The sequence below is a fragment of the Acidovorax sp. HMWF029 genome (genome assembly GCF_003060895.1).
Taxonomy (GTDB): domain Bacteria; phylum Pseudomonadota; class Gammaproteobacteria; order Burkholderiales; family Burkholderiaceae_C; genus Acidovorax.
This window is the reverse complement of record NZ_QAIH01000305.1, coordinates 2405-13083: the sequence shown is the minus strand read 5'-3', so window position 1 is coordinate 13083 and position 10679 is coordinate 2405. Positions and strand designations below refer to the sequence as shown.

General features: G+C 65.0%; 8 protein-coding genes. 3 read left to right on the top strand and 5 right to left on the bottom strand.

Going from position 1 to position 10679, the window contains the following annotated elements:
• On the top strand, window positions 1–1259 hold a 1259-nt coding region (gene phoR, locus DBR12_RS20585; RefSeq protein ID WP_108618926.1), incomplete at its 5' end, for a phosphate regulon sensor histidine kinase PhoR.
• Here the strand turns inward: phoR and DBR12_RS20580 are convergent.
• From DBR12_RS20580 to trxA, 5 genes are all read right to left on the bottom strand, one after another.
• Complete coding sequence (locus tag DBR12_RS20580) at window positions 1219–2586, bottom strand: MATE family efflux transporter (RefSeq protein ID WP_108618925.1); 1368 nt, start codon at window positions 2584–2586, stop codon at window positions 1219–1221. The two genes, phoR and DBR12_RS20580, sit on opposite strands and share 41 nt — an antisense overlap.
• On the bottom strand, window positions 2586–4286 hold the full coding sequence (locus tag DBR12_RS20575; RefSeq protein WP_108618924.1) for a hypothetical protein: 1701 nt from the start codon (window positions 4284–4286) through the stop codon (window positions 2586–2588). Before DBR12_RS20575 ends, DBR12_RS20580 begins: the two co-directional genes overlap by 1 nt.
• A gap of 109 nt (window positions 4287–4395) precedes the next feature.
• On the bottom strand, window positions 4396–4650 hold the full coding sequence (locus DBR12_RS20570) for a type B 50S ribosomal protein L31 (protein WP_044396829.1): 255 nt from the start codon (window positions 4648–4650) through the stop codon (window positions 4396–4398).
• Window positions 4651–4742: 92 nt separating this feature from the next.
• Window positions 4743–6005, bottom strand: a complete 1263-nt coding sequence (rho, locus tag DBR12_RS20565) for a transcription termination factor Rho (RefSeq protein WP_108618923.1) — start codon at window positions 6003–6005, stop codon at window positions 4743–4745.
• A 275-nt stretch (window positions 6006–6280) separates the two neighbouring features.
• Entirely contained in the window at window positions 6281–6613 is a 333-nt protein-coding gene (gene trxA, locus DBR12_RS20560) for a thioredoxin TrxA (RefSeq protein WP_108618922.1), read from the bottom strand.
• A 110-nt stretch (window positions 6614–6723) separates the two neighbouring features.
• Here trxA and DBR12_RS20555 point away from each other — a divergent pair, with 110 nt between their 5' ends.
• Window positions 6724–9291, top strand: coding sequence for a PD-(D/E)XK nuclease family protein (locus DBR12_RS20555; protein ID WP_108618921.1), 2568 nt, complete (start codon window positions 6724–6726; stop codon window positions 9289–9291).
• The coding region (locus tag DBR12_RS23320; RefSeq protein ID WP_233244994.1) for an exodeoxyribonuclease V subunit beta at window positions 9284–10679 on the top strand (1396 nt) is incomplete at its 3' end. The genes DBR12_RS20555 and DBR12_RS23320, both read left to right, overlap by 8 nt.

Here is a 10679-nt window from a genome sequence, read left to right as displayed (position 1 = left end):
GCGCGGCCCTGGGGGCCGCGTTGGCGGGCTGGGCTTGGTTTGTCTGGGATCTGTTGCGTGGAGCGCGCGTGTTGCGCTGGCTGCGCACGGGGGATCTGTCGGATGTGCCTGCCATGCGCGGCATTTGGGGCGAGGCGGCGGACCGGGCCCGGCGCCTGCTGCGCAGGCAGGAGGCGCTGGTCCGTGACAGCCAGGACCGGCTGCAAGAAATCCTGGCGGCACTGCAAGCCTCGCCCAATGGCGTGGTGCTGCTTGATGCGCAGGGCCGCATCGAATGGTGCAACCAGATGGCGGCGAGTCAGTTTGGTTTTGATGCCCAGCGCGATGTGATGCAGTCCATCGGCAACTTGCTGCGTAACCCAGAGTTCACTGCCTACTTTGCGGTCAAGGATTTCTCCAGCGACGTGGTGCTGGAGGGACGCATGAGCACTCCCTCGCGTCCGATGCGGATCTCGGTGCACCTGCACCCGTATGGTGATGGGCGAACCTTGCTGCTCTCGCGCGACGTCACTGCTCTGGAGCAGGCCGATGCCATGCGGCGCGATTTTGTGGCCAATGTGTCGCACGAGATTCGCACACCGCTCACCGTGTTGACGGGTTTCGTCGAGACCTTGCAGACCCTGCCCCTCAGTGCCGATGAGCGCTCTCGCTACCTGGGGATGATGGCGCAGCAGGCTCTGCGCATGCAAAGTGTTGTTCAGGATCTGCTCACGCTGTCGCGCCTGGAGGGCAGCCCGCTGCCCGGCATGGCCGAGTGGACGCCCGTGCAGTCGCTGATTCAGCGCTGCGAGGACGAGGGCCGGGCCTTGTCGGTGCTGCTCACGCAGAACCAGCAGCGTACGCATGAGATCCGTTTCCCGGCCGTCGAGGTGCTGCGCAGTGAGGGTGAGATTGCGGGGGTGCCCGCCGAGTTGCAGAGCGCCTTGTCCAATCTGGTCAACAACGCCGTGCGCTACACACCCGCAGGCGGCTCCATCGCCGTTGTGTGGGAGCGCAAGGAAGATGGCTGTGCCGTGTTTTCAGTGCAGGACACCGGCCCCGGCATAGCACCTGAACACATCCCGCGCTTGACCGAGCGCTTTTATCGCGTGGATCGAAGCAGGTCGCGCGAAACGGGGGGCACGGGTCTGGGGCTGGCCATCGTCAAGCATGTGCTGCAGCGCCATGGCGCCACGCTTGATATCTCAAGTACCCTGGGCAAGGGCTCGGTGTTTTCGGTTACCTTCCCGGCAAACCGACTGCGTGGTTTCGTCCTGTAGGGTTGATGGCCCGCCAGAGCATGGCGATAAACAGTGTGGCGGTGACCGTCAGGGCTGCAGCGCTGGCGGCCCAGAACGGGGTAGGCGAAGGAGCCTGGGCCCAGGGGCCGTTGCCAGCGTAGGCCATCCAGTAGCCTCCACCCAAGCCTGCGCCCCACAGCAGGGTGCAGTACACGGCCAGCGGGGCCAGTGTGATGCGGTAGCAGCGCAGCACAAACACGCACAGGGTCTGTAGCGCATCGGCCGCGTGGTAGGCGGCGACCCATACGAGCACGCTCCCGCTCATCGCCACCACGCTGGCGTTGGTCGAGTACACGCGCCCAATATGGTCTTTTGCTATTAATAATATAGCTGCAAAGACAATGCCAGCAGGCGCAGAAAGCCTAAAACCTACAAAAACCACCTTGCGCGCCTGCTCCGGGTTGCCTGCCCCCAGCCAGTAGCTGACCCGCGCGCTGGTGGCGATGGCGAGCGACAGCGGCACCATGTAGAGCACGGCAGCCAGGTTGGCGGCAATCTGGTGGGCCGCCGATGCCGTTGTGCCCTGGCGCGCTATGAACAGTGCCATCAGCGTGAAAGAGGTGACCTCGACCATCACTGCCAGGCCCGCAGGAATGCCCAGGCGCGCAAAGCCTGCAATGGTAGGCCAGTGGGGCGGCTCCATGCGGCGCCATAGCCCCAGGGGTTCGTAGATGTCCTGGGTGCGCAGCAGCCAGATGGCCAAAGCCAGCATGCTGCAGTTCACAATCAGCGTGGCCCAGGCGCAGCCCACAACGCCCTGCGCGGGCAGGCCCGCACCACCAAACGTGAACCACACCGACAGCGGCAGCTTGATGAACAGCGAGCCCACCTGCAGCCAGGTCACCAGCTGAGGCCTGCCTAGGGCCTGGTTCAGCGTGCTGTAGATGCGGAACAGCAGGGCCGGGGGCAACGCGAGCGCCAGCACGGCCAGGTAGTTTTCCACTTCAGGCTGCAGGGCGATTGGTACATCGGTCCAGCGCAGGACGGGCTCGGGTGAGAGCAGGATGGCCATGCCCGCCACCGTGGCGGCACCACACAGGTACAAGGCCTGGCGCAGCGAGCGGCCAACCTCCTCGGTCTCGCTCGCACCGCGCTGCTCGGCCCACACAGGCAGCAGCGCCTGCAGCACTCCAATCAGCGCCACGTAGACGCTGATGAAAATCGCCGAGCCCACGGACAGCGCTGCCAGCGAGGCTTCGCTGTAGCGGCCAGCAACGATGGTGTCTGTCACGCCAAACGCCATGACAGCCAGTTGCCCGGCAAGAACCGTGAGGGCATGCCGGGTGATAGTGGAGAGCTCGGACATCAGCGCGCCGGGCCTTTGCGACGCAGCAGAAGCAGGTGGTCGTTCTTGTCCGTCGGGCGAGGCAGGGTGGCCCTGGGCTCCCACAGGGCCGCGTTGACCATGCGCTCGGACGCGGGCCAGGACGCGATGTCTGCCAGCAGCCACTGGCATTCGTCCTGCAGGCCCGCCCGTTGCAACGAGAGCTGGCCGTGATACTGCAGCGCTGCCACCTGGGCGCGGCTTAGCCCCACCGTCTGAATGCATCCGGGCTCCGGCCCCAAAACCGCCAGCACGCTGCGTACCTGTGGGGTGTAGCTGCGTGCATAGTCCAGCAGCGGCAGCCACAGCGTCATCAGCAGCACCCAGCCCAGGGCAGCGCCGCCAGCGGGTAGCACCAGGCTTTTCCAGATCGGGGCCCGATCGCGCGACGCACGCCACCAGACAAGCCCACACCAGCCCACGGTGGCGGCCAGGGCCACCACCAGGGCCAGGGTTGAAAACTGGGGTTCGAAGCCTGGAGCCAGCTTGGCCACATTGGCGGCGGGCTTGGCGGGCACGCCGGTCTGCATGGCGATCCAGATCACCCAGATCGCCAGCGCAGACACGGTGAAGAAAAGCAGTGTGAACCAGTCGATCAGGGCCCCCACGCTGCGGCGCAGGGTGGGCAGTGCAAACGCGGCCAGCGCCGCCATGGCGGGCAGGCCCAGCAACAGGGCGCGGTCTGCAGGCTGGGTGCTGAGGGTGGCGGCAACGGAAACCACCGAGAACCACAGCGGCAGCAGCAGATGCCGGTGGCCCTGGCGGCTCACGATCTGCTTGCGCCAGCGCCATAGGGTCCACAGCGCCAGCGGCCAGGCGGGCCAGCCAAACCATATCAGCAGCCGCACCAGGCTCTGCCACTCCTTGGCGCCTGTACCGCCGCCCACAATGCGCCAGCGCCACAGGTCCAGCGCCCAGGCCGCCCAGGCTGCCAGCAGCGTGACGGCCAGCAAGCCCAGCGCCCAGGGCCACCGGCGGTCGGTGCTGCTGCCAGGGGCCAGCGCCACCAGCGCCATGCTACCAACGCCCAGCATCGCGGCCAGGGCAGGGGCTCCGGCCAGCGTCAGCCCGAGGAGGCCCACCACCAGCGCAATGGCTGGTGCCACGGTGCGGTGGGGCATGGCGGCCACCGCAAAAAAGAGCAGTGCGGTGCAGCTGAGTTGCACCAGATAGCTGGTGGTTTCGTGCGACAGCTGGGCCAGCCCCAGGCAGGCGATCAAGGCCAGCAATGCGCCATCGGCAATCGCACGGGCATAGTCGAGCGGAGGGGCCTCGCCGCCAAACGCAAACGCCACGGGCTGTGCGCCGGGGCTGCGGGCCAGGTAGTACACGCCGTACCAGGTCGCGATGAGTGTGAGGGCCAGCAGCCCGGCAAACGGAATGCGCACGGCCATTTCGGCCGATAGCCAGGAGGGTGCGATCTGCATGGCCCAGGTACCGAGCCAGTAGGGCAGCAGCCCCTCGGTTTCGGGTGGCATGCCGCCCAGCAGGGGACTGAGCCACTGCGTGCGCCCCTGGGACAACTCCAGCATGTAGCCGAATGCCGTGACATCGGCATTCTTCCAGGGGTCACGCCCGACAAAGCCCGGCACCACATAGGCAATGCACAGCAGCAGCAATGCCCAGCGTGGAAGCGGGCTTACGGCATTTTGGGTAACGATGGCGGGGGTTGGTGGGGTCACGCGTCAGTGGGCAGCAATGCGAAGAGCCACCGAGAATAAGGGCAAAAACAAAGAAAAAAGGCAGCACGGTTGCCCGGGCTGCCTTTTTGGCGGGAACGCAGGAGGCGAATTACTTCGCTGCGGTCTTGCCGAAACGGTTGCGGAAGCGCTCCACGCGGCCACCCATGTTGTCCACGGACTTTTGCGTGCCGGTGTAGAAAGGATGCGATTCAGAAGAGGTGTCCAGCTTGAACAGCGGGTATTCCTTGCCTTCGAAGGTTTCGGTTTCTTTGGTGTTCACGCACGAGCGGGTCACGAACTTGAAACCGTTGGACAGGTCCACGAACAGAACTTCGCGGTAGTTGGGGTGAATGCCTTCTTTCATGATCTTCCTTTGAGTCAACTGCGGGAGCCGCACCGGCCAGTCCGATGTACTTTCCGCAAGAAAAAGCCCTCGATTATTGCACAGGCTGAGAATCAGCCTCCACGCCGCATCATGTCGAAGAAGTCCACGTTGGTTTTTGTGGCTTTCATGTTCTTGATCATGAGCTCCATGGACTCGATCTCGTCCATGTTGTACATGAACTGGCGCAGGATGCGGGTCTTTTGCAGGATCTCGGGCGCCAGCAGCAGCTCTTCGCGGCGCGTGCCGCTCTTGTTGAGTTCAATGGCGGGAAACACGCGCTTTTCGTACAGGCGACGGTTCAGGTGGATTTCGCAGTTGCCGGTGCCCTTGAATTCTTCAAAGATCACTTCGTCCATGCGGCTGCCGGTATCCACCAGCGCGGTGGCGATGATGGTGAGCGAGCCGCCTTCCTCAACCTTGCGCGCGGCGCCGAAAAAGCGCTTGGGGCGCTGCAGCGCGGCGGCGTCAACACCACCCGACAGCACCTTACCGCTGGAGGGCACGACGTTGTTGTAAGCGCGGGCCAAGCGGGTGATGGAGTCCAGCAGGATCACCACATCTTTTTTTAGCTCGACCAGGCGCTTGGCACGCTCGATCACCATCTCGGCCACGTGCACGTGGCGGGCTGCTGGCTCGTCGAAGGTGGAGGCGATGATGTCGCCCTTGACCGTGCGCTGCATTTCGGTCACTTCTTCAGGGCGCTCGTCCACCAGCAGCACCATCAGGTGCACATCGGGGTTGTTGGCCGTGATGGCGTGGGCGATGTGCTGCATCATCACCGTTTTGCCGCTCTTGGGTGGGGCGACGATCAGCGCACGCTGGCCACGGCCGATGGGCGCGATGATATCGATGATGCGGCCGGTGATGTTCTCTTCGCCCTTGATTTCACGTTCCAGGCGCATCTGCTCCTTGGGGAACAGTGGCGTCAGGTTTTCGAACATCACCTTGTGCTTGTTCTGCTCCGGTGGGCCACCGTTGACGGCGTCGAGCTTGGTCAACGCGAAGTAGCGCTCGCCGTCCTTGGGTGTGCGCACCTCGCCTTCGATCATGTCGCCGGTGTGCAGGTTGAAGCGGCGCACCTGGCTGGGACTGATGTAGATGTCGTCCGTGCTCGCCGTGAAGCTCGTATCGGGGCTGCGCAGGAAGCCAAATCCGTCCGGCAGGATTTCCAGCACGCCATCCGCAAACACCTGCTCGCCCGCCTTGGCGCGCTTCTTGATGATGGCAAACATCAGCTCCTGTTTGCGCATGCGGCCTGTATTTTCGATTTCGAGTTCTTCGGCCTGCTTCAGGACTTCAGACACGTGCAGTGCCTTGAGTTCATTTAAGTGCATGGATTGACTCCTTGGCGGAGCTGGTATGAATCTTGGGGGAGTGGGGCTGATGCCGGATGTGCTGCTGTTTGCAGTTCAGGCTCGCCAGGGATCTTGGTCCGACTGCCAATGCATGCAGTTCGGTGATCTGGTTGGAATTATGACAGGAAAAAATGCGAGGGTATCTGGGGGCCGGGTGACTGCTTGTATGGCGGCCACTTGGTTGCGCCCCTGAGGGGCTGGTACCCAACAAAAAAGCCCCATCGGCATCCATGCCGAGGGGCTGAGGGAGAGGATCAGACCAGTTGCTGATCGATGAAAGCGGTCAATTGGGCCTTGCTCATCGCGCCCACCTTGGTGGCGGCCAACTGGCCATCTTTGAACAGCATCAGGGTGGGGATACCACGGATGCCGAACTTGGCAGGGATCTCGCGGTTTTCGTCCACGTTCATCTTGGCGATCTGCAGCTTGCCCTGGTAGGCGCCTGCCACTTCATCCAGGATGGGGGCAATCATTTTGCAGGGGCCACACCACTCAGCCCAGTAGTCCACCAGCACGGCGGAGCCGGGTTGGAGCACGTCGGCTTCAAAGCTGGCGTCAGAGACATGTTTGATGAGTTCGCTGGCCATGGCGGAATTCCTTGATCTTGGGCGGGTTGGGACCGTTGTACGTTTAAAGTCTGGGCATTGTGACAGAAACCAATACCACGTTCATCGGTGTGGCCGGGGCTTGTGACGCTATGACTGTCATAGCGAAAAGCGATCAGGGCGCAGGCTGTAGCAAGGGCATGTGGCAGCGCGCATTGGCCCAGGTGGCCGCTCATGCTGCTGCTCGGGGTGCCCACCTGGCACGCACCGTGGTGCTGGTGCCTTACGCCCAGCTCATGCCCTGGGCCCAGCGTCACTGGGCGCTGCAGTTTCCGCAAGGCTTTGCGCCGCGCTTTGAAACCACCCGGAACTGGGCGCGCCAGCTGCAAGTGTTTGAGCCATCGGCCGACGATTTTGCTGGCGAGGTGGCGCGTGACACACTCACGGCCCGCGCCTTGCTGGAGCGCGTTGGGCAGGGCGCCCAGCGCGAGATGCTGGCCACCCCACTGCAGGAAGCGGCTGCCCAACTGGCGCCCGCTGTGGCCGCAGTGCACCCCGCGCAGCGTTCGGCCTGGGGCGACGAGGCCCGCAAACTGCTGACCACCGCCGACGAAGGCAGTAGCCTGCACTATGAGGCCCTGGTGGCGCGTCTGGCGCTGGAATGGGTGCTGGCTTCGCGCCACGCCACCGACGTGTTGTTCGAGCCCGGTGTGCGCGGGGCCGTGGATGCACTGGTGGTGCTCGAAGGCTTTCAGTCCGACGCGCTTCCCCAGGCCCTGCTCGCCCATTGGGGAGAGCAGGGCGCTTGCGTTGCGCTACCTGCCCTGGTCGATGAAGCCCCCGAGCCATCCCAAATCGCTCTGCATGCTGCCACTGATGCCGAAGACGAAGCCCATCGTGCCGCGGCCTGTGTGCTGGCCCATGTCCTTGATGGCCGCGTGCCGGTGGCGCTGGCCGCCACTGACCGCGCACTGATCCGCCGCGTGCTGGCCCACCTGGACAGCAGTGGGGTGCTGGTGCGTGACGAAAGTGGCTGGATTCTTTCCACCACACGCGCCGCTTCTCGTGTCATGGCCGCATTGCAGGCCGCAGCGTGGAACGCATCCTCCAACGAGGTACTGGACTGGATCAAGCACACCCCTGCTCTGATGCCTGGCGAGGTGAATCGCCTTGAGCAATGGCTGCGCAAAGGCGTCGTGCAGCACTGGAGCGCCGCCGCCGCCGCGCGTGATTTAAGCGCACAACCCCACCTGGCGCGCACCGTGGCCACTGTGCAGGCCTGGCGCGACACTCTGCGCACTGCGCGAGCGCTTGCGCAGTGGCTGCAAGCCCTGCGTGCTGTGCTGGAGCAAGCCGGTCAGTGGCAAGGCCTGCAGGCCGACCCGGCCGGCATGCGCGTGCTGGCCGCGCTGCGCCTGCAAGACGGCCAGCAGAGCGAGCTGGAGACTTGGGGCGAGAGCGTGGGCCGCCGCATGACGTTGGCCGAATTCACGCGCTGGGTGAAGGACGTGCTCGAAGCCGGGCGCTACGTGGCAGCGCAAGCTGCGGATGCGCCCGTGGTGGTGCTGCCCCTGCCGCAACTGCTGGCCCGCCCGTTTGCCGCTGCCGTGCTGCCGGGCTGCGATGAAAAGCGCTTGCAAGCCGCTCCAGAACCCTCTGGCGACTGGTCCCAGAACCAGCGCGAGGCTTGGGGTCTGCCCACGCGCCAGTCGCTCGAAGCCGCCCAGCGGGCCGCCTGGGCGCACGCCCTGCGCACGCCGGTGGTCGATGTGTTGTGGCGCACGGGAGATGAGGGCGGTGAGCCGCTATTGGCCAGCCCCTTGGTGCTGGCCCTGCAACTGGATGGCACTGCCACGCTTGGCACGGATGGCCGCGCCGCACGCGAGGTGCTCGCTGCGCGCACCGTGCGCCCCCAGCCCTTGGGCATTGCGCTGCCCGTGGCGCAGTTGTCGTCTACCGCATATTCTGACTTGCGCCACTGTCCATACCGGTTTTTTGCCCAGCGCCAACTGGGCCTGCGCGAGGCGGACGAGCTGGATGCCGAATTGGACAAGCGTGACTTTGGCAACTGGCTGCACGCCGTGCTGCAGCACTTTCATGAAGCCCTGCTGGCTGAGCCCGCCGACGGTGTGGACGAGCGCCGCGCCCGCATGGACGCCGCCGCCGAGGTTGTCACCCGCGAGCAGCGCCTGCAAGAAGGCGACTTTCTGCCCTTTGCCGCAGGCTGGACGCAACTGCGCGACGGCTACCTGCACTGGCTGGCCGGGCACGAAAAGCAGGGCGCGATGTTCCACCAGGCCGAGGTCAAGGCGCGCCAGCCGCTGGGCGATCTGGAGCTGATCGGCACCATCGACCGCATCGACGGCGTCTCCAGCACGGGCGAGCCCACGGTGCTGGTGATTGACTACAAGACCGAAAGCGACAGTGTGACCCGCCAGCGCATCAAGAGCGGGGCTGAAGACACGCAACTGCCGTTCTACGCGGCCCTGCTGCACCACGACACGCTCCGTGCCGCCTACGTCAACGTGGGAGAGCGCGGCGAGACCCAGATGCACGAACAGGATGAAGTGGTGCACCTGCGCGACTTGCTGATTGAAGGCATCCAGCACGACATGGCTCGCATCGCCGCTGGTGCGCCTTTGCCCGCGTTGGGCGAGGGCTCTGTGTGTGAGTTCTGCGCCGTGCGTGGGCTGTGCCGAAAGGACTTCTGGAATGACTGAGCGAGCCCGGGCCGCCTACGAACACAACGGCCATCCTGTCTCGCGCGAGGCGTTTTATGCCATTGCCTGTGACCCCACCCGCAGCGTCGCGGTGGAGGCCTGCGCGGGCGCGGGCAAGACCTGGATGCTGGTCTCGCGCATGCTGCGCGCGCTGCTGGACGGCTGCGCGCCGCACGAAATCCTGGCCATCACCTTCACCAAAAAGGCCGCAGGCGAAATGCGCCAGCGCCTGCAGGAATGGCTGGAGCAGTTCAGTCACAAGCCGCTCGATGAACTCACCGTAGAGCTGATTGCAAGAGGAATCAGCCCCCAGGGCTCATTGGAAAAGCGCGAGGCGCTACAAAATTTATACCGCCACCTGCTCGAAGCTGGCCGCCCGGTGCAGATCCGCACCTTCCACAGCTGGTTTGCTGCGCTGCTGGGCACGGCCCCGCTGGCGCTGCTGCAGCAGCAAGGCTTGCCCGCGCACTTTGAGCTGCTGGAAGACGATGCCGAAGCGGTGCGCGAAGTCTGGCCGCCGTTTCTGCAGACCGTGGCCGAGAGCGCCAGCCTGCGCGCCGACTACGAGGCCGTTGTAGCCCGCCACGGCCGATCGCAAACCCATAAGGCGCTGGCAGCGGCACTGGCCAAGCGGGTGGAATTTGACTTGGCCGACGCGGCAGGCGTTGTCGATGCCTCGGTGCCACCGTTCCAGCTGGCCTACCCAGACTTGGCCGCCTTTGCCGAGCCCGCCGAGGCCCTGCAGACCGAGGCCTGCCTGCAGCGCTGGCGCAGCCGTGCCAGCGCGTTGGGCTCCGAGGCCAACAAAACCCCGCAAAAGGCGGCGGACGCCATCATCGACGCGCTGGCCTGTGCGGATGTGAACCAGCGGCTCGACATGCTGCGCAAAGCGATGTTCGTGGCCAAGGAAGACCGCCTGTCCAAGAACCTGGAGAAGTTCCCCGCCGCGCAAGAGGCCGAGCCCGAGCTGCAGCGCCTGCTGGTGGCCCGCCGCCAGCACGAGGCCTGGCAGCACCAGCAGCGCATGGCCCGGCTGGCGCGCGGCCTGATCGCGCAGTTTGTGGTCGTCAAGCAGCAGCACGGCTGGGTAGACATGAACGATGTGGAGCGCACGGCCCTGGTCATGCTGGCCGACCCGGTGCTCTCCGGCTGGGTGCAGGAGCGGCTCGATGCCCGCATCCGCCACCTGCTGGTCGATGAGTTCCAGGACACCAACCCGCTACAGTGGCAGGCGCTGCATGCTTGGCTCTCGGGCTACGCCGGATCAGGCGGCGGGTCTGCCGCGCCCAGCGTTTTCATCGTGGGCGACCCCAAGCAGAGCATCTACCGCTTTCGCCGTGCCGAGCCGCAGGTGTTCATCGCCGCGCAGGCCTTTGTGCGCGACGGGC

What these genes read in the sequence shown, in the direction of transcription:
- DBR12_RS20580 (WP_108618925.1), bottom strand. Translation starts at nt 2,586, where the DNA reads ATGTCCGAGCTCTCCACTATCACCCGGCATGCCCTCACGGTTCTTGCC.
- DBR12_RS20570 (WP_044396829.1), bottom strand. Translation starts at nt 4,650, where the DNA reads ATGAAAGAAGGCATTCACCCCAACTACCGCGAAGTTCTGTTCGTGGAC.
- rho (WP_108618923.1), bottom strand. Translation starts at nt 6,005, where the DNA reads ATGCACTTAAATGAACTCAAGGCACTGCACGTGTCTGAAGTCCTGAAG.
- trxA (WP_108618922.1), bottom strand. Translation starts at nt 6,613, where the DNA reads ATGGCCAGCGAACTCATCAAACATGTCTCTGACGCCAGCTTTGAAGCC.
- DBR12_RS20555 (WP_108618921.1), top strand. Translation starts at nt 6,724, where the DNA reads ATGACTGTCATAGCGAAAAGCGATCAGGGCGCAGGCTGTAGCAAGGGC.